Origin of the sequence: Labrys okinawensis (assembly GCF_002982075.1) — a bacterium.
GTDB classification, from domain to species: Bacteria; Pseudomonadota; Alphaproteobacteria; order Rhizobiales; family Labraceae; genus Labrys; species Labrys okinawensis_A.
Map to the genome: position 1 here is coordinate 674147 of NZ_PUEJ01000001.1, position 19323 is coordinate 693469.

The following is a 19323-nucleotide window of genomic DNA, read 5'->3' on the forward strand; positions in this document are numbered from 1 at the left end:
GTTTTTCCTTGGGCGCTCAGGACGCAGAGGCGTCGGCGCCGAATTTCTGCAGGGATTGGGCGAGCTCGTGATGCTCGCGGGCATAGGTTTCGAGCGGCACGCCCTCGACGGCCGCCTGCCAGGCCTGCCTGACCGCGCGCACGCCCGCCGCCGGGCCACCGGGGTGGCTGACCACCCCGCCGCCGCACAGATAGAGCAGGTCCACCGTCTTTCCGGTGCGGGCATAGGTATCCGGCGCCTGGCCGCCCCATTGCCCCGAGCAGACCACCGGCACGGGGCAGACGTCGCCCTCGAACAGAGGCGTCGTCACTGCCTTGAAGGAGCGTATGAAGGAGTCGTCCGACTCCCAGTATTTGGCGCGGATGCCGTTGATCTGGAACTGATCGATGCCGAGCAGACGCCAGAACTGCTGGTAGACCTCGAAATCCATGCCAAGGCCGGGGTGCCGGGTGAGGATGTCCCAGCCATTGCGATGGGCATGCAAAGCCAGATGCGAGCGCTTGCGCAGAAAGGACAGGCCGCCAAGGCCCACCGAATTGATATTAATCACCGCGGCATTGCCGCCGGCCCGGACGACGATGTCGTGGTTGCGCATCATCTCGTCGGGATCGCTGTGCGAGATGCCGAAGGCATACATCACCTTCTTGCCGGTCTTCTGTTCATGATCGAGGATGACGGGCATGATCGCCTTCACCCGATCCTCAAGGCTGGAATAGGCCGGACTCGTCAGCTTCTCATCGTCCTTGATGAAGTCCACCTCGGCCTCGACGAGTTCGCGCACCTGCTCGGCCGATTCGGGCGGGCGCAGTCCCAAGGCAGGCTTGACGATCGAACCGATCACCGGCCTGTCCTCCACGCCGGTCAGCCGCCGGGTACCCGCCATGCCGAATTGCGGGCCGGGATAGGCAGCCGTGAAGGCCTCGGGTAATTGCATGCCGGTGACGCGGATGCCGCTGAATCCCTTGATCGAGTAGACGCCGCCGATGCTGATCGTCATCAAAGCCGCCAGATCCGTGCCGATCGCCTCGATGGGAAAATCGATATCGACATCGGCACGCCTGTAGATCGCGCCGGCCGGTGCCGACGGATCTGGGATGGAAGGAACCTCCAGCGCTTCCAGGGGCCGGATCGCCACCACGCGCGCCGCCACGCGCGCCTTGAGCTCCGGCGTCTCGCCCGGCAGGCTGACGAAGGTGCCGGTCGACTGATCGCTTGCAATCTTGGCCGCCAGCTTTTCGACATCGCCGGCCGTCTCGATGCGATAGGTCATGCGGATGACGGACATGGCACCCATTCGGTCTGAGGGCTCTCGTATCGGCCCTGCCTGGATTTGCGTAACAGGTATGATGAGTATATCATGACTTGAGTTGAAGCAACGGAAATTCGCCTTGTCTGTTTCCAGACGGCGATGGCACTCTTGCAGCCGCAAACTTGCCTTGCGGAACTACAGACGGCAAAGACCGTCGAACACACGGCCTCAATCGGAATGCCTCATGCCCCTCACCGATCAACGCATCATCCGTCGCAAGCTTTCCGATGAGGTTTTCGACCGCCTCAAGGCGCTGATCACCAGCGGAGAATTGCAGCCGGGTGATCCCTTCCCTTCCGAACGCGAACTGATGGACCGCCTCGGCGTCGGCCGCCCCGCCATCCGCGAGGCCATGCAGCAACTCAGCATTTTCGGCCTGCTCACCATCTCCCATGGCGAGCGCGCGCGCGTTCGCCAGCCGACCGCCCGGTCGATCTTCCAGCAGGTCGACGATGCCGCCAGCGTGCTCCTGTCGAGTTCCCCGGCCTCGCTGGAGCATCTGAAGGAAGCGCGCCGCTTCTTCGAGCTGGGCATGGTCCGCCAGGCGGCCCAGAAAGCCGATGCGCAGGCGGTCGCCGGCCTGCAGGAGGCCCTGACGCGCCAGCGCGCCAGCCTTGGCGACGCGGATGCCTTCATCAATGCCGACATGCAGTTCCATACGCGAATCGCCGCCATCTCCGGCAACCCGCTGTTCGAGGCGATGAGCGAGGCCATGCTCGGCTGGCTGAAGCAGTACCACACCGACTTGCTGATCTGGACCGGCAAGGAGAACTACACCTTGTCCGAGCACGAGGACATCCTCAACCGCATCATCGCCCATGATCCGGACGGGGCGGAACAGGCGATGGTCAGGCACCTCGATCGTTCCGCCTCGCTCTACGTTCACCAGACCGCTGCTTCGGCCTGAGAAAGCGTCGAAGAACAAACGAATTGAATTGGTTTGACCTTTGTCATTGCCGGGCTTGACCCGGCAATCCAGCTCCCCATCCAGTCTTTCGAAGACGGGGCCAGTGGATGCCTGGGTCAAGCCCGGGCATGACAAAGGCAGCGTTTCAGTTATTTCCAGACAATTCCTAAACGCCCCAGCGGGAGGAACGAGGCGCCAGGAATGCCGACGCCTCGTGGCTCATGGCCCGGGCAGCATTAGATCGAAGCCATCTCGATCGTCCGGTGACTGGCTGCGCTGGCATAGGCCGCCTCGACCAGGGCCATGGTGGCGATGTTGTCCCGGCCGCTCGTGGAGGGTTCCTCGCCGTTGCGCAGGCAATGCAGCCAATGGCGCTGGATGGCGAGTACACTCTCCTGGATGTTGTGCCAGGGACGCGAGGCCCAGGGCAGCAGCGGCGGCGACAGGTCGACCTCCTCCCGCCCGCCTGCTCCGTTCACGACAAGGCGATAGCCTGCGCCGAGCCGCAGCGTGCCCGTCGAGCCGTCGATCTCGATGAGAGTCTCGGGGAAGGGATCGACCGGCAGCCTGGTGGCATAGCTGCAGTCGACCACCGAGGACAGCCCGTCCTCATGATCGAGCAGCATCGTGGCGACGTCTTCGCCCTTAATGGCGGGGTTGACGCGCTGGGTGCGCGCACTAAGCCGCGTCACCTCGCCAAACAGGAAGCGGGCGATGTCGAGGATATGGATGCCGAGATCCTCGATGATGAAACGCTTGCCTTCGGCGAGATAAGGCTGGCCGCTGAAGACGTCGAAACCCGAACGGAAGGACACGCGCGCCCAGAAAGGCCGGCCGATGGCACCGGCGTCCAGGCGGGCCTTGACGGCCTGGATCGCACTCTGCCAGCGGAAATTCTCGTGCACCATCAGTGGCACGCCGGCCACGCGGCAGGCCTCGACCATCGCGCGCGCATCCGCCATCGAAAGCGCGAAGGGCTTCTGGCAGATGACGGGAATACCCATCCTCGCCGCGAGCTCGACAAGCGGGCGGTGACTCGCCACCGTGGTGGCGATATCGACGAAATCCGGCTTCTCCGCCTCGAGCATCCGCTCGGCGTCGCCATAGCGCTTGTCGATGCCGAAAAGGTCCCCGGCCTGAGCGAGACGTTCCGGGTCACGGTCGCAGAGGGCGACGATGTCGACGCCCTCTGCGTCCCGCCAGGCATGGAGCTGGTTGATGGCGAAGAAGCCGCAACCGATCAGGGCACCCCGATAGGACATCATCAGGCCAGCCTCGCCATCTGGCGCAGGGCAACGCGCTGCTGCAGCCGTCGCTGAGCCTGGTCCACCACCACGGCGATGACGATCACCAGGCCCTTGATCACCATCTGCCAGAACTCGCTGACCCCCATCATCACCAGCCCGTCGGAGAGAATGCCGATGACGAAGGCACCGATGATGGTGCCGCCAATGGTGCCGCGGCCGCCAGACATCGAGGTTCCGCCGAGTACCGCCGCGGCGATGGCGTTGAGTTCGAAGCTCTCGCCCGTGGCGGGATGCGAGGCCATCAATTCGGAGGAAACCACCAGGCCGACGACGGCGGCGCAAAAGCCCGAGAACATGTAGACGAAGAGCTTCACCCGGTTGACCCGGATACCCGACAGGCCCGCAGCACGCTCATTGCCGCCGACTGCGAAGATATGGCGGCCGAGCGGCGTGCAGCGCGCCATATAGGCGGCGGCCAGCGCCAGCACGGCGAGGATCCACACCGACGTCGGCAAACCGAGAAGACGTCCCGCCCCCAGGACGGCATAGCCCTGCGTGCCGAAATCGGCGCGGCCGACCAGATTGGGGAAGGTCGCGCCACCGGACGAGAGAAGCGCCAGGCCGCGGGCGATGTAGAGCGTGCCGAGCGTCGCGATGAAGGGCGCGACATTGAGCTTGGTGATCAGCAATCCGTTGACGGCGCCGATCAGAATGCCCACCAACAAAGTGATCGCCATCACCTCGTAGATGTTGAAGAAGATGGTGTAGCCGATGCGCAGGTCCAGGCCGTTGAGGATCAGCCCGCCGGCGACCATGCCGCATAGGCCTACGATCGATCCGACCGACAGGTCGATGCCGCCGGTGACGATGACGAAGGTCATGCCCATCGCCAGGAAGGCGTTCAGCGCCACATGCTTCGACATCAGGATGAGATTGGCCGTGCTGAGGAAGTTCGGCGCCGCCAGCGAAAAGAAGATCAGCACGGCGAACAAAGCGATGAAGGTGCGCAGCTTCATCAGGTTCAGGGCAAGCGAGCCGCTTCCCGCGGACGGATTGTTCAAGGTTTCCTGCGCGACTGTCATGCCGGCGCTCCGTGATTGGCAGAAGAAGTGGAAGGAACGGGGCCATGTCCGAGCGCAGAGGCGGCCACCACCTTGGCGGCCGTGGCCTCGGCCCGCTCGAACAGGGCCGTGAGCTTGCCGTTGCTCATCACGGCGATGCGGTCCGACAGCGCCATCACCTCGTCGAGGTCGGACGTGACGAACAGGATGCCGAGGCCGTCGGCGGCGAGCCGCCGCATGGTGCGGAAGACATCGGCCTTGGCGCCGACATCGATGCCGCGGCTGGGCTCGTCCATCAGCAGCACTTTCGGGCCCGTCATCAGCGCCTTGCCGATCACCACCTTCTGCTGGTTGCCGCCGGACAGGGAACTCACTTCCAGCTCGGGATCGGCCACCTTGATCGACAGGTCCTTGACGGCGGCGCGAATGGCGGCCTGCTCGCGTCCGCGCCTGATGTGAAAACCGGCGAGGAAGCGGCCGAGGGCGGCCATGGAGAGATTGGCGGCGATCGAGAGGATGCTGACCAGCCCCTCCCTCTGCCGGTCTTCGGGGATCAGGGCCAGACCCCGACGGATGCGTCCTGTCACGTCCTTTTCCGCCACGGGCTTGCCGTCGACGAAGAGGCGGCCGGTGGCGTGGCGATGGCGCCCCATCACGCATTCGAAGAATTCGCTGCGCCCGGCACCCATCAATCCGTAGATGCCGACGATCTCGCCCTGCCTGACCGACAGGGAGACGTGGTCGACCGCGAGCCCCCCGCTCACGCGCGGCAGGCAGACATCCTCCGCGCGGAAGACTTCCGGGCCCAGCGGATGATCCTCGGTCTTGGCGAAGTCCTTGGCGTCGGAGCCGATCATCTGGTGCACGATCCAGGGCACATCGACATTGGCGATGCGCTCCTGCCCGGTGACGCGGCCATCGCGCAGCACGGTGATGTAGTCGCCGATGCGGATGAGCTCTTCGAGCCGGTGGGAAATGTAGACGATCGCGACGCCGCGCGCCTTGAGGTCGGCGATGACGCGAAAGAGGATCTCGACCTCGGCGGCGCTGAGCGCGGAGGTCGGCTCGTCCATGATCAGGATGCGGGCGTCCTGCGCCACCGCCTTGGCGATCTCGACCAGCTGCTGCTGGCCGATGCGCAAATCCTCCACCGGCGTGCGGGCATCGATGCCGGCTTCGAGCCGCTCCAGGAACTCGGCAGCGCGGCGTTCCTGCTCGCGATGGTCGATGCCCAGGGGCAGCCGCACGATTTCGCGGGCGGCGAAGATGTTCTCGGCCACGGAGAGATTGCCGAACAGGTTGAGCTCCTGGAACACCATGCCGATGCCATGCGCCACCGCCTCGCCCGCATCGCGGAAGGTGACGGGCTTGCCGTCGAGCAGGATGCGCCCGTCCGTGGGCTGCACGACCCCGGCAATGATCTTCATCAGCGTGGACTTGCCGGCGCCGTTCTCGCCGACCAGCACGTTCACGGCGCCGCGGCGCACGTCGAAATCGGCATGCCTGACGGCGACCGTGCCGGAATACACCTTCGACACGCCTTCCAGGCGCAGGACGACGTCGTCATCGGGCATGGCAGGGCGGCCCTCTTCCATCATGACCCCGCCCCGAGACTCAGTTCGGCCGGCGTCACCAGCGGCGGCTTGCCACCCGGCTCCAACACATAGGCGCCGAGCACCGTCACGGAGCGCCCGGCAAGCTTTTCGCGCGGCAGGGACTGCAGCACGTCGGCATTGACCCGGGCATTGAAGGCCTTGCCGAACTGGGCGTATTCGATCTGGTTGGTGAAGGCATTGAAGGACACGAAATCCAGGCTGTCGCGCAGGGCTGTGCCGCGCACGGCCGGTCCGATCTGCACCACCATGTCGGCCTTGCCGTCCCCGTCGACATCGACGTCGATGGTGGCGGCGCGCGATCCGGTATTCGCCGCCACGATGCGGCCCTCGGCCTTGACCACATAGGTCCAGGGCACGGTGCCCTCCTTGGCCCGATACCCGTATTTCTGCCCGGCCTCGTCCGCATTCTTGGCGGCAAGATCACGCACGACGACGAAGTCGCCTGCCTTCGCCTTGAGATAGGGCAGGACCTTGGCTGCCCAGATCGCGTCGACGGCCTTGTCCGGGTCGAAGACGAGTCCCGTGCCCGAGGCGCCGACCTGTCTGGCCGCCTCGACCTCCGCGGTCGGCACGATCTTGCATGCTGCAAGGGTGAGCGCCATGGCGGCGATCATCAGCCTGTTGGCAAGCCTGGGCATGGATGGGCTCCGGCCTCGATTGTCGGGATCTGGAACGGGCCCGGGACGCCTGCCGCGAGGCAGGTCCCGGGCAATTTTCATCGCAACGTCAATTCGCCAGCGCGAAGGTTTCGAGCTTGCCGGCATTGTCGGGCGTGATCAGCACGCAATCCATCAGCTGCTTTTCCTGCGCAGGGCCCTTCTTGGTCTTGATGTAGGTGTCGGCCTGCTCGACGGCGGTCTGGGCCTGGAGATAGGCGGGCTGCAGGACCGTCGCCTTGATGCCGCCCTGCTTGATGGAATCGCGCACATCGTTGGAGCCGTCGAAGCCGACCACGATCACATCCTTGCGGCCGGCGGCCTGCAGTGCGGCGATCGCGCCCATCGCCATGGTATCGTTGCCGGAAATCACGCCCTTGATGTCGGGATTGGCCTGCAGGATGGTCTCCATCTTGCTGTAGGCCTCGGTCTGGCTCCAATTGGCCGACTGCCGCGCCACCATTTTGAGGTCCGGATAGTCGTCGATGACGTCGTGATAGCCCTTGGAGCGGATGCCGGCATTGGTATCGGCCTCCCGGCCGACCAGCTCGACATAGTTGCCCTTTTCGCCCATCAGCCGGACGAACTCCTGCGCACCGGCCTGGGCGCCCTGGTAGTTGTTGGACACGATCTGGGCGACGGCAATGCCGGCGACATTGATCTCGCGATCGATCAGGAAGGAAGGCACGCCGGCATCCTTAGCCTTCTGCACGGCGGCCACCGTGGCGGCGGCGCCGGCATTGTCGAGGATGATGGCCTTGGCCCCGCGGGCAATGGCGGTGTCGATCAGCTGCGACTGCTTGTTGGCGTCGTCGTCATGCACCAGCACCAGCGTGTCATAGCCCAACGCCTTCGCCTTGACCTCGGCCCCCTGGGCCTCCGCCTTGAAGAAGGGGTTGTCATGCGATGGCGTGATGATGGCGATGAGATCGGCGGCCAGGGCGGTGCCCATTGCTGCCGATGCCATGACGCCGGCGAGCGCAGCGCCCAGCAGAAGTCGTTTCAAGCTCATGTCGTCCTCCCATTGTGTGTCGACGGTTCAGTCCGGATGGCCGCCGGTTGTGTCCGGCGGGTCGTTCTTGCCAGGTGCCAATTCGTCCTCAGGGCCTGAGGGGCGCATAGGCCCGCGTGCCCTCCCCGCCTTTCCTGATCTCCCGCCCGACGAGAAAGGCGAGGACGGCCGAGAGCAGCATGAAGGCCCCCACGATGATCATCGGAGCCTGGTAGAGGCCGGTGTAGTCCTTGACGGCACCGGTGACATAGGGCGCCGCGAAGCCGGCCACATTGCCGATGGTGTTGATGAGAGCGATGCCGGCTGCGGCCGCCGCGCCGGACAGGAAGCGACCCGGCAAGGCCCAGAAATTCGGCAGGGCCGAGAAGATGGCGCAGGCCGTGACGGTGATGCAGGCGACCGTGGTCTCGGGGGTGGGCATATAGAGCGCCAGCGGGATGCTGATCGCGCCGACCAGCGCCGGAATGCCGATATGCCAGGCCCGCACCCCGCGCTTCGTCGCGTCGCGGCTCCACAGATAGAGCGCGATGGCGGCGGGAAGATAGGGAATGGCGATGATCAGCCCGGCCTGGAACACGGAGAACTTGGTGGCGAACTTCGCCTCGAAGCCGGAAACGATGGTGGGCAGGAAGAAAGCCAGTGCATAGAGGCCATAGATCATGCCGAAATAGATGAGCGCCAGCAGCCAGACCCGGCCGCTCGACAGGGCCGCGCCGATCGAGCCGTTGTGCGGCTCACGCTTGGCGCTGTCCTCGCGGGCGAGTTCGCCGGTGAGCCACCTCTTCTCTTCGGCGCTGAGCCACTTCGCATCCTTGGGCGAGTCCGGCAGGTAGAACCAGGTGACGATGCCGACCACGATGGCCGGGATCGAGACGCCGAAGAACATGATCCGCCAGCCTTCGAGGCCGAAGAAGCCGTGGGCCTGGATGAAAGAGGAGGCCAGCGGCGCGCCGATTACCGTCGTCATCGGCTGGGCGATATAGAAGAGGGCGAGGATGTTGGCCCGGTGGCGGGCCGGCACCCAGGTGCTGAGATAGAGGATCGCGCCCGGGAAGAAGCCCGCTTCGGCGATGCCCAGCAGGAAGCGCAGGACATAGAGCTCGGTGACGCCGCTGACCCAGGTGAACAGCACCGAGACGATGCCCCAGGTCACCATGATGCGCGCAAGCCAGCGCCGTCCGCCGAATTTGTGCAGGGCCAGGTTGCTGGGAATTTCGAGCAGGATGTAGCCGATGAAGAAGATGCCGGCGGCGAAGCCGAATTGGGTGGCCGTGAGCCCCAGATCCTTCGTCAGGCCATGCGGGCCGGCGAAGGAAATCGCGGTCCGGTCCAGGAAGTTGATGAAGAACATCAGACCCAGGAAGGGCGCGAGGCGCCAGGTGGCCTTGCGGATGGCCGATCGTTCGACAGGGTCGATCGCGAGGGTATTCGAGCTCATTTTTCCTCCCAATGAGCAAAGCGCCTCCTCCTGTGTGTTGTTTTTGGAGGCGCTGGCGGCTGGCTGCTCGACGGGTCGTCCAGAAGCCTGGTCGAAAGCAGGCAGCCGCCACCAGGGGGTGACGGCTGTTGCAAGATCCAGTTCAGGTGATGCGGCGGATGCTGTCGGCGATCTCGTTCGGCTCGAAGACGCGCTTCCAGTCGTCCCGCATCAGGGCCGGCTTGCCGAAGGCAATCGCCTTGTTGCAGGCATCGGAGAACACACCCTCGACCTCGCCGAAGATCACCGCACCCAGCACGTTCATATGGCCGAGCAGAAAGTCACGGGCCGCCTCGCGGGGCACGCCCCGGGCCACCACCTCGTCCATGGCCTCGCGCATCACCACGAGCAGGGTTGCGCAGACGGTCTCTGACAGACCCGGCTCCAGCAGCGCCATCTGCTCCACGGTGACGCGATGGGAGCGCATGACCGGTGCCCAGATCACCTTGGCGATCTCCTCGCCGACCGCATAGGCGCTCTCCGGGCCCTGCATCAGCGCGCTGACGATGTGCTGCTTGGCCGCGATCCCGCCGAAATGGTCCTTCTTGGCGGCCATCTCCGTCTCGTCGTTGAAGATCGGCGGATGGCAGGGATGAGTGACGAAATAGGTCAGGTCGGGGCGATCGGGAAGATGACCGGCAAAGGGCGCGGCAGCGTCGAGCACGACCACCATGGTGCCGGGCTTGAGCTTGTCGGCAATGCCGGCGGCAACCTTGCCGATCAGCGTATCGGGAACGGCGAGAATGACGACGTTGGCCCCGTCCAGAGCCGCATCCGGCGCGACGCTGTCGAGGCCAAGGCCGGTCTTGAGGCGTTCCTGGCCGGCTGCGCTCACCTCGACATGCCGGACCTCGAAACTCGACGTCTTGAGGTTGCTGGCCAGCCGGTAGCCCATCTTTCCGCCGGCGCCAAAGAGCGCGATCGTCGTCATGCAGATCTCCTCTCGAATTCGAGCGGCTTATAGATCTACTGGTATGATGAGTCAATCATCACTTGTGATGTGACGTGCTTTTGATTCATCTCCGACGTGATGCGTCCGATGAACAGAAAGCTGGAGCTATCCGCGAACGACAACCTCGCGCGGCCAACGGCATACGCGCGAGAATAGAATATTTTGTATAATCAATATCTTATGGTAATATTTGAATTTACTACTTCAGTCCCGAGAGCGGAGGTGGTGGATCGACTCACCCTTGTCTCGCCAGCCGAAAGCGGGAGCGCCCAAGCGGGTCCACAGGCCAGCTTCTTTTACTCGGCCGGGTCAGTGCGCCCTACCTTCCCGAGGCTCCAGCAATGTCCGGGCTGCCGCGACCAACTCCTGCGTGGACGGGAATTTTCCCAGCCCTGCCAATCCCTCGCTGCATTCGATATGGGTCCAGCGTACGAACCCATCGCTGTCGATGAGAAACTGGCCCTTGAGCTGAGGCCATTGCCGTTCCATGTCGGCATGGTCGATCGAATTCTCGACATAGCCATCGAGCCGCGCCAGCGTGTCGGCCGCCTGCCGCACAGGCAGGGGTTCGGGCAACTCGCCGGTGGGATTGACATGGAGCTCCGCCAAGGCGGCCATCAGATCCGGCGTGGGCATCGGCTTGGGAACGCCATAGGCGCGATGCGTCGAAAGTTCCGGATCGGTGGCAATGCGCAAACGGCTCGGGCGAAACTTGAAATAAAGGCGCGCATTTTCGAGTTCGGTGGCAACGATGCCGAGCGTCTCGACCCCCAATGCCTGCAATTGCGGGCCAGCGGCCGCCATCTGAGCGATCGACCTGCGGCAGAAGGGACACCAGAGCCCGACGAACAAGGCAAGGAAGAGCGAGCTCTTGCCGCGATAATCGGCGAGCGACACCGTGCCCGATCCATCGAGAGCGGGCAGCGAAAAATCCGGCGCGCGTTCACCCGGGGCGATCGGCACCAGTATCGGCTGCATGCTCATGCGAAACCCCTTTCATCTCGAGGCAAAACCCATTGTCACGAAATGATTTTCGGCCTTCGCTCTTCGCCTCGGTCCGGCCTGCCAATTCGAGGTGGTCCCGATCCAATCGCAAAACACGTCAGCATAGAAACGGCAAAACCATCAGGGCGTCGGGTTCGAGGCCGGCTCGCTGACAGACCTCCTCCGACTTGGCCAAGTATAGCGCCGCTTGGTCCTGGTTCCCAGCATCGAGATGGAGCGTGCCCAGACCGTCATAACAGGGAAACAGGAATTGCGGTTCACCCATCTGCTCGGCCAGGCGCAAGGCCTCCTCGTAGGACGCGAAGGCGAGCGCATGCTCGCCCCGGCACTGATAGATCTGGCCAAGGATGATCAATGGTGCCGCCAGATGGTCGAGCAGGCCCAGCCGCCGGTCGAGATCGACCGCCATCTGCGCCGCCTTGACGCCTTCCGCCTCGCACCGATCCGTCAGGGCGCAATAGGCGACGGCGAGATTGGCATAGATGCGGGACTGGAAGCCCAGATCTCCCACCTTCTTGGCGGTTTCCAGGCCGCGCAGACAGGTTGCGATGCTGCGCTCGGGATCGAGAGTGCTGTAGAGCACGCCGAGATTGGTATAGCCGCGGCAGGCGGCCTGCAGCAGATGATGGTCCTCGGCCAACCGGACGCTGCGTTCGATCTGCTCTACGGCGACCGCCGACCGGCCGGTGCGTGCCAGCGCCACGCCCATCGTGTTGTAGGCCTGGGCGCGTATCGCCGCGAGGTCACGCATATGATCCGGTTCGGGATCGGCCTTGGTATCGCGATCGGCCTCGGCCAGCGCCCGTTCCGCCCAGGCGATCGCCCCGTCATTGTCGCCGGCGCGGAAGGCAAGCCGGCCGACCTCCTGGTACAACTGCGCGCGCTCGGGCAAATAGCCCTCCTCGCCGAGCAAAGCGAGGCCCCGCATGAAGCAGGCCCTGGCCCCCTCGCGATCGCCGGCCTCCCAATGCAGGCCGCCGATCTTGCGCTGGAGCCGGGCCGCCCCGGCCCGGTCGCCCGCGGCCTCGAGCGCCTCGCACACTGCCTCGTAGTGAACCGCCGCCTCGGTTCGCCGCTCGGTCAGCGCCAGGAGATCCGCCAGCCGTTCCCGCGTGGAACGGATGTCGCTCTCACCGCCCGGACAATCGGCCAGAGTACGAAGAGCCCGCTCATAGTGCCGGATCGCATCTTCGTTGGCATAGACGGCTCGGGCCCGGTCGCCGGCCGCCATGAGATAGTGTGCGCCCCTGGCCTTGTCGAAACTCAGGCTCCAGTGATGACCCAGCGCCTCGAGGTCGCTCAAACGCTCGGGCCGGCTGCCGACCGCATGTTCGAGCGCGCGGCCGGCCCGTTCATGCAGTTCGGTCCGGCGGGACAGGAGCAGATTGTGATAGACGGCCTCGTGGACAAGGGCATGGGCAAAGCGGTGGCTCCCGCCCTCGCCGACCCGGCAGAGGAAACCGGCTTCGGCCAGACGGCGAAGCGCCGCGTCGACCGCAGCCGGCTCCGCGGCAATTTGGGTGAGAAGGTCCTGTTCGAACGCCATGCCGAGCACGGCCGCCGCATACAGCACGCGCCGCTCGGCGACGGCCAGCCCGTCGACACGCGAGAGCAGCAGCCCCTGCAGGGTCGGCGGCACATCCTCGGCGTCGAGCGGCGCCGTGAAGGTCCAGCGACTGCCTTCCTTTTTCAGAATGCCCCTGGCCACGAGGCTTCGAACGATCTCTTCGACGAAGAGGGGGTTGCCGCCCGCCCGCCTGGTGACGAAGGCCTGGATGTCCGCGAGGGCGTCGCCATCGGCCTCGCCGAAAAGAGAACCGAGGAAGGTCCGCGTCTCATCGGCGGAGAGCGGGGCGAGATGAAGGCTCGATTGCGAGGCGCGGGCGAGGCGCAACGACGGCCCGCCGGGGCGATGCGATAGCACGATCATCAAGCGCCGGTCGGCAAGATGATCGGCCACGTCGCACAGAAGATCCACGGAGGCCATGTCGGCCCAATGGAGGTCTTCGACGACGATGAGCAGATGCCCCTGATCGAGGCGCCGCGCGATCAGCATGCGCGCGGCAAGCGCGATCTGGCGCTTCACCTGTTCCGGCGCGAGGTCTCCCGACGGCACGCCCTCCACACCCAGCATGTAGTTCAGGACCGGTGCAACCGCATCCGCCACGTCGGCCTCGGCGCCGAGCGCCACGAGGCCCGCAGCCAGCTTCCGACTTGCCGTTTCGAGCGTATCGTCCCGGTGCACCCGATAGGCTTCGCGAAACAAGGCAGCGAAGAGACCATAGGCGGGTTCCCCGAGGGACGAGCAAACGGCCTGGCGGACGGCGCCGCCGGCAAGCTTTCCCTGCGTTTCGAGCATGCCGAGGAATTCGGCGATCAGCCGCGACTTGCCGGCGCCCGCTTCCCCCACGAGATCGACGACCTGCGCCGATCCGGTCTGCGCCCGTTCGAAGAGCGCGACGAGCCGCGCCAGTTCCTCGTCGCGGCCGACCATCCGGCTTTCCAAGCCGTGCGCGGCCAGCCCTCGTCCGGAAGCCGGCATGGCCAGCCGTCCGACCAGCCGATAGGCCGCGACCGGTGCCGCCTTGCCTCGCAAGGTGAGGTCGGGCACGGGCTCGAAAGCGAAACGGTGGCGGGTCAACGCCTGGGTTGCCTCGGAGACCAGGATGGCACCCGAGGCCGCCGCCAGCAGGCGGGCCGTCGTATTGACGGTGTCGCCGGTCACCGCATAGCTGGCCCCGGCGGCCCGACCGAGATGACCGGCCACGACCAGACCGGTATGGATGCCGATATGAAGGCTCACCGGCTGGCCAAGGCGCCCGGCCCAGTGCTCGTCGAGCCGGTTCGCCTCGACCGTCATGTCCAGCGCCGCGCCGAGAGCCCGCTCCGGATCGTCCTCATGGGCCAGCGGCGCGCCGAACACGGCCAGCACGGCATCGCCGACGAACTTCTCCACGAAACCCTGATAATGCGCCACCACATTTGCCAGCGTTTCGAACAGGGCGTTCTGGAAGGCTCGGACGTCCTCCGGGTCGAGGCGCTCGGAAAGAGCGGTGAAGCTGGAGACATCGGCGAAAAGCACCGTTACCTGCCGCCGGTCCGCCTCGGGACGATCGGGCGTCCCAGCCGATGCGACGCCATCGACAAGCGATGCGGCGTCGGGCTCGGCGGCAGGCAGGCCAGGCGGGCGCGCCGTTCCGCAGCGCGGGCAGAAGGCAAAACCAGGCGCGCAGGCAAATCCGCATTTCGCACAAGGCGTCGGTTGCGCCCGCCCGCAATGCGGACAGAACGCGAAACCCGATGCCAATTCCAGACCGCAACCCGCACAAGCCATGGAACGATCCGCCACCGGTGAAACGAGCTCCCCCTGCCTTAATCCGAGAGGTCCCCTCGCGGGTCCGGCCGCAGATCCGGCGGATCGAGCGTCGTCAGGCGGAAGACAATGCGTCTTCCTGCTCCAAGGACAGGATTTTACTCACTTTTTTAGCTTTGGGCAGCCGGTATCATAGCCGCCCGCCAGGCTCTTTTCTGCCCGACGACCATGCTTCCCATCGGAACAAGCAGGTCCGGACAGCGAGGTTGGGACAAAGGCTGCCACTTCGTTCGGAAGAGGTAGGCACATTTTTTTGCGGATGCGCTATAAATTTGAGATGCTTCAATTCGTGAGATAAATTCAATGTAATTGTTCTTTTACTTGAATTTGGACTTTGGACGGCGGCTAAAAAGCCTTGATCGAGTTATGTGCGCTGTCGGTACGAGGCCCCCGGTGAAGCGAGCATTCATGGCGACGACACCGCCCGGCAGGTCGGCCCGGAAATCCGCCGAAGCGGCAGCGGCCGGCAAAGGGCTGCCACCCCTGTTTTCCTACATCTGGCAGAACAGTCGTCGGCAGCAGGTCGTCGTACTCATAGTCGTGCTTGCTTCCCTGCCCTTCTACTTTCTGTCGCTCGACCTGCCGCGCAGCATCGTCAATGACGCCATCCAGGGACGCGCCTTTCAGCATGGCGCCGCCGAAGCACCGCTTTTCGCCTTCAACCTCGCCTTGCCGTCCTTCCTGGGAGGCGGAACCCTGCACTATCCCGGCATGGAATTGTCCCGCATCGCCTATCTGATGGTGCTGAGTTCGGCCTTCATGCTGCTGGTGCTGGTCAACGGCGCCTTTCGCTATGTCATCAATATGCAGAAGGGCAAGCTGGGCGAAGGCCTGCTGCGCCGCCTGCGTCTCGATCTCTTCAACCTGCTGCTGCGCTTCCGGCCCGAGGCAGTCCGCAATGTCCGCTCGGCGGAAGTCGCCACCATCATCCGCGACGAGGTCGAACCCATCGGCGGCTTCGTCGGCGATGCCTATATCCAGCCCGCCTTCCTCGGCAGCCAGGCGCTCACCGCCCTCGCCTTCATCCTGCTGCAAAGCCCCCTTCTCGGCCTTCTCGCCGCGGCGATGGTGTTGGTGCAGGGCGCGGTCATCCCGCGTCTTCGGCGTGAGCAGCTCAGGCTCGGCCGCCAGCGCCAGGCGCGTTCACGCTCGCTGGCCGGCCATATCGGCGAGATTGTCGACGGGATAGGCGAGGTGAGCAATCACGGCACAGCCGCCTATGAACGCCAGAAGATCACCGGCATCCTCGATGACCTGTTCTGGATCCGCTATCGGCTCTACGGCCGGAAGTTCATGGTGAAATTCATCAATTCCGTGCTGGCGCAGGTGACCCCCTTTCTGTTCTACGCGCTGGGCGGCTATTTCGCGCTGCGTGGCTCGCTCGACATCGGCCAGCTCGTCGCGGTGATCGCCGCCTATCGCGACCTGCCGCCTCCCATCAAGGAACTGATCGACTGGGATCAGCAGCGCCAGGACGTCGAAGTCAAATATGAGCAGATCCTGGAACAGTTCTCTCTGGCGGAACTTCCCGAACCCGCCGGCGAAACGCCCCAACTGGCGGCCGGAGGCACCATCGCGATCGAGGCGCTCAGGGTGCGCGCCCCGAGCGGCGACGTCCTGCTCGACAATGCCAATCTGGTCCTGCCTCTCGGCGCGCACGTCATGCTCACCGGATCCCGGGGTGAAGGCTTCATCACCCTGGCCCAGGTGCTCGCGCGCCGCCTTACCGAATTCGACGGCACGGTCCGCCTTGCCGGCCAGGATATCGCCGCCTTTTCCCCGGGCTGGATCGGAGAGAACCTTGGATATCTCGGTCCCGATTTCATCATTTTCGGGCGCTCCATACGCGAGAACATCGTCTACAGCCTGCGCGGCCCGCGCGCCGGGCAGGGTTTGCCGTCCCCCGCCGATCCAGGCGGCGGCCGACCCGACCAGGCAATCCGCCCCGGCGGGGAAGCGGAAGCTGCAACCTCTTCCATCGACCTGCGCAGGGCCGGCGCAGCCCATGCCGGCGAACTCGACGACATCATCGTCGCCCTGCTGGGCGAGATTGGCCTGGCCGATGCCGTTTATGGCTTCGGCCTGTCTCGCACATTCAATCTGGAACCCGACCGGGATCTCGCCGAGCGCCTCGTCGACTGCCGCCGACGCCTCGTCCAGGAGCTCGAGGCAACCCATCTCGCCGATCTGATCGAACCATTCGATCCGGCCCGCTTCAACCGCTACGCCACCATCGGCGAGAATCTGTTCTTCGGTGTTCCGGTTGCCGAAGGTGCCATCGAGACACTGATCGAGGACGCGGAAATTGCCGCGCTGCTCGCAGAAGGAGGGCTCGGAGACAGCCTGGTTGCCCTGGGGCTGAAAGTCGCCGCAACCATGGTGGAGATCTTTTCGCAGATCGCCAGCGATCACGCCGTGTTCGAGCGCTTCTCGTTCATCTCATCGAGTGACCTGCCGCGCTTTGCCGAGATAGCCTCTCGCGCCGGCAGTCGCGGCACCAGCGCACTCACCTATCCGGAACGCCGTTCCCTGCTGCTGCTGGCGCTCCACTATGTCGAAACCCGCCATCGGCTCGGACTGCTCACCGCCCCCCTTGCCGATGAGATCGTGCGGACGCGCGGGCGGATCATGGCGCTCGATCCGGCCCGGTTCGCCCGGCTGCTGGAGTTCTATGCTCCCGATCGGCTCTGCCCCGTCGCGCCGCTGCGCGACAATCTCCTGTTCGGGCGTATCGACCATGCCATGGCGCATGCCGAGGAACGGATCATGGTCGCATTGCGCAAGGTCGTGCGTGATTGCGGCCTCGAGCGGATCATCTACCAACTCGGCCTGGACCAGGAGGCCGGGCCCGGCGGGCGGCTGCTGCCGGCAACCCATCGATGTGCCCTCGCCCTCGCCCGCTGCCTGATCAAGCGCCCCAGGATTCTCATCCTCGACCAGCTCGACCTGATGTTTGCCGAAGGCCAGCGTGCCACCATCCTGGAGGTGGTGCGCCGGCACATGGCGGGACGCACCCTTGTCGTCGCCATGCGCGATACCACCTCCCGAGACCTGTTCGATATCGTGGTGACCACCCGCGGCAACCGCATTGAATCGGTGTCGAAACCCTCCGCGCCTTCGGACGCACAGGAAGCGGCAGCGCAGACGCCGGTCGAGGAACTGGCCGAGATCCAGGCCCTGCGCGACGTGCCGATGTTCGCGGCCCTCGATACCCCGCGGCTGAAATTGATCGCCTTCACCTGCGAACGCATCTCTTTCGAACAGGACGAAATCCTGTTCCGTCAGGGGGACATCGCCGATGCAGCCTATGTCATTCTCTCGGGGACCGCCGATGCCTTCATGGAACTCCCCGGCGAGAGACTGCATCTTTCGACCACCGGACGCCATTCCATCATCGGGGAGATGGGCCTGATCAGCGGAGCGCCGCGCTCGGCCACCGTCGTGGCCACCACCGACGTCACGGTTCTGAAGATTGCGAAGGACATCTTCCTCAATCTCATCGCCGAATTGCCCGCGGTTGCGCTCGTGGTGATGCGTGACCAGGTAAAACGGCTGAGCCTTGCCGAAGAACGTCTGACCCGTATGCTGCAAGGCCAGTCGACGCCGTCCTGAATGACTCCTGAGAACGCCGACGTCCTTGTCGGCAGGCGCGAACTTTGCAGGTTTATAGCGCGCTTCCGGTGGGGCGATCTCCGGATCGATCGTCTTGGAAACGCGGGATCTGCCCGCAGGAAGATGCCGATCTAGAGAACGGCACACCATGTTTCGCGCGCGTCTCGCCTCAAGTGCGTGCCTGGGCTACTCCATACAGTTCCGCTACCCACATCAAACAGCGCGGCAGACCGGTGAACTGCGGATTTGCTTCAGCTGTTTTTCGGTCAGCGCCAAGGGCGTCGGCCCGTTGCTCGACGTTGCGAACATCAGGTTGCGCGTGCTGCCCGAATGCACCGGCGAGAAGGAGCTGGTCAACATCACGTGGCCGATCTCGTGGGCCGGATCCCAGCGCGAGCAATCATGCGTGACGGCGCAGGCCGGCTTGCCGGTGGCATGTCCGCCGCAGCCCAGCACGTTGTTCTCCTGGAACCTGTTGACGAAGAACAGCTTCACATCGTTGTTGGGGACGGGTGTTCCAAGCGCGTGGAGTTCCGCGAACTCACCTGAATCCATCTGCCAGGTGCAGTTCTGCCCCACGACGTTGAAGCGGTTTTCTTCCTCCTGCGTCAGGCCGAGCGACTCGCCGGAGGCGAAGAATATCTCGATGCCATATTGGGCATAAACGGCCTGGGCGCTGGAGAGGATGCGCTCGAACGGTACGTCGCTGAGGGCCAGCGAACGGAAATGCACCCGCACGCGATGCTTGAACCCGCCGATCTGCTTGTCGATCTCCCGGATCGTCGCCTGGCCCAGCTTGCCATCCTCGACGAGGGGTGGGTTGCGCCGCTGGAACGCCTTCACCACCGACTCCGTTTCGATGCCGTAGACACCATCGGGGCTGTAATCCTGGCTCTGGGTCGAGATCGGCATGGCAAAGCCGAGATCGACGAGGGCCATCTGCAGGAGATGGACATGGCGACCTGACATGCCGCGCAGCAGGACATCATTGCCGGCCTCTATGCGCTGCAAAGAGGGCTCATTCTTGAAACGAACAGATGTCAAAGCCATGATGGCTCTCCTTCTCGCAGTCCTCGGGCGGATGTTGCCGAATAAT

At 64.6% G+C, this 19323-nt stretch carries 13 protein-coding genes and 1 pseudogene; 2 read left to right on the forward strand and 12 right to left on the reverse strand.

Going from position 1 to position 19323, the window contains the following annotated elements:
- Positions 1-16: 16 nt before the first annotated feature.
- Positions 17-1285 (reverse strand): 3-oxo-isoapionate-4-phosphate decarboxylase OiaX, encoded by a 1269-nt coding sequence (gene oiaX, locus C5L14_RS03095; RefSeq protein WP_105860686.1) that lies wholly within the window; start codon positions 1283-1285, stop codon positions 17-19.
- Positions 1286-1493: 208 nt separating this feature from the next.
- Here oiaX and C5L14_RS03100 point away from each other — a divergent pair, with 208 nt between their 5' ends.
- Positions 1494-2216 (forward strand): transcriptional regulator NanR, encoded by a 723-nt coding sequence (locus C5L14_RS03100; RefSeq protein ID WP_105860525.1) that lies wholly within the window; start codon positions 1494-1496, stop codon positions 2214-2216.
- Positions 2217-2452: 236 nt separating this feature from the next.
- On the opposite strand, the gene C5L14_RS03105 is transcribed toward C5L14_RS03100, so the two are convergent.
- From C5L14_RS03105 to C5L14_RS30940, 10 genes and pseudogenes are all read right to left on the reverse strand, one after another.
- Positions 2453-3481 (reverse strand): Gfo/Idh/MocA family protein, encoded by a 1029-nt coding sequence (locus C5L14_RS03105; RefSeq protein WP_105860526.1) that lies wholly within the window; start codon positions 3479-3481, stop codon positions 2453-2455.
- Entirely contained in the window at positions 3481-4545 is a 1065-nt protein-coding gene (locus C5L14_RS03110) for an ABC transporter permease (protein ID WP_105860527.1), read from the reverse strand. Before C5L14_RS03110 ends, C5L14_RS03105 begins: the two co-directional genes overlap by 1 nt.
- Positions 4542-6098: a sugar ABC transporter ATP-binding protein gene (locus C5L14_RS03115; protein ID WP_181160994.1), complete on the reverse strand. Its 1557-nt coding sequence runs from the start codon at positions 6096-6098 to the stop codon at positions 4542-4544. Before C5L14_RS03115 ends, C5L14_RS03110 begins: the two co-directional genes overlap by 4 nt.
- A gap of 20 nt (positions 6099-6118) precedes the next feature.
- Positions 6119-6778: a DUF2291 family protein gene (locus C5L14_RS03120; protein WP_105860529.1), complete on the reverse strand. Its 660-nt coding sequence runs from the start codon at positions 6776-6778 to the stop codon at positions 6119-6121.
- A gap of 88 nt (positions 6779-6866) precedes the next feature.
- Positions 6867-7808, reverse strand: a complete 942-nt coding sequence (locus C5L14_RS03125) for a D-ribose ABC transporter substrate-binding protein (protein WP_105860530.1) — start codon at positions 7806-7808, stop codon at positions 6867-6869.
- A gap of 88 nt (positions 7809-7896) precedes the next feature.
- A complete protein-coding gene (locus C5L14_RS03130; protein WP_105860531.1) occupies positions 7897-9246 on the reverse strand; it encodes an MFS transporter in 1350 nt (449 codons plus the stop codon).
- Between the two features lie 142 nt (positions 9247-9388).
- The gene (locus C5L14_RS03135) at positions 9389-10216 is read right to left on the reverse strand and encodes a phosphogluconate dehydrogenase C-terminal domain-containing protein (RefSeq protein WP_105860532.1); all 828 of its coding nucleotides are present in this window, start codon (positions 10214-10216) and stop codon (positions 9389-9391) included.
- 330 nt (positions 10217-10546) lie between these two features.
- The gene (locus C5L14_RS03140; protein ID WP_105860533.1) at positions 10547-11221 is read right to left on the reverse strand and encodes a peroxiredoxin family protein; all 675 of its coding nucleotides are present in this window, start codon (positions 11219-11221) and stop codon (positions 10547-10549) included.
- Positions 11222-11339: 118 nt separating this feature from the next.
- Positions 11340-14324 (reverse strand): AAA family ATPase, encoded by a 2985-nt coding sequence (locus tag C5L14_RS03145; RefSeq protein ID WP_181160995.1) that lies wholly within the window; start codon positions 14322-14324, stop codon positions 11340-11342.
- A gap of 126 nt (positions 14325-14450) precedes the next feature.
- A pseudogene (locus C5L14_RS30940) lies at positions 14451-14576 on the reverse strand (double zinc ribbon domain-containing protein); the annotation flags it as partial.
- Positions 14577-15008: 432 nt separating this feature from the next.
- Here C5L14_RS30940 and C5L14_RS03150 point away from each other — a divergent pair.
- Positions 15009-18227, forward strand: a complete 3219-nt coding sequence (locus C5L14_RS03150; protein WP_181160996.1) for a cyclic nucleotide-binding domain-containing protein — start codon at positions 15009-15011, stop codon at positions 18225-18227.
- Between the two features lie 213 nt (positions 18228-18440).
- Here the strand turns inward: C5L14_RS03150 and C5L14_RS03155 are convergent, their stop codons facing one another.
- Entirely contained in the window at positions 18441-19277 is an 837-nt protein-coding gene (locus C5L14_RS03155; protein ID WP_105860536.1) for a peptidoglycan-binding domain-containing protein, read from the reverse strand.
- Between the last annotated feature and the right edge of the window lie 46 nt (positions 19278-19323).

Coding starts and splice junctions, on each gene's coding strand:
- C5L14_RS03100 (WP_105860525.1), top strand. CDS start 1,494: ATGCCCCTCACCGATCAACGCATCATCCGTCGCAAGCTTTCCGATGAG.
- C5L14_RS03155 (WP_105860536.1), bottom strand. CDS start 19,277: ATGGCTTTGACATCTGTTCGTTTCAAGAATGAGCCCTCTTTGCAGCGC.
- oiaX (WP_105860686.1), bottom strand. CDS start 1,285: ATGTCCGTCATCCGCATGACCTATCGCATCGAGACGGCCGGCGATGTC.
- C5L14_RS03125 (WP_105860530.1), bottom strand. CDS start 7,808: ATGAGCTTGAAACGACTTCTGCTGGGCGCTGCGCTCGCCGGCGTCATG.
- C5L14_RS03135 (WP_105860532.1), bottom strand. CDS start 10,216: ATGACGACGATCGCGCTCTTTGGCGCCGGCGGAAAGATGGGCTACCGG.
- C5L14_RS03105 (WP_105860526.1), bottom strand. CDS start 3,481: ATGATGTCCTATCGGGGTGCCCTGATCGGTTGCGGCTTCTTCGCCATC.
- C5L14_RS03140 (WP_105860533.1), bottom strand. CDS start 11,221: ATGAGCATGCAGCCGATACTGGTGCCGATCGCCCCGGGTGAACGCGCG.
- C5L14_RS03130 (WP_105860531.1), bottom strand. CDS start 9,246: ATGAGCTCGAATACCCTCGCGATCGACCCTGTCGAACGATCGGCCATC.
- C5L14_RS03115 (WP_181160994.1), bottom strand. CDS start 6,098: ATGCCCGATGACGACGTCGTCCTGCGCCTGGAAGGCGTGTCGAAGGTG.
- C5L14_RS03110 (WP_105860527.1), bottom strand. CDS start 4,545: ATGACAGTCGCGCAGGAAACCTTGAACAATCCGTCCGCGGGAAGCGGC.
- C5L14_RS03120 (WP_105860529.1), bottom strand. CDS start 6,778: ATGCCCAGGCTTGCCAACAGGCTGATGATCGCCGCCATGGCGCTCACC.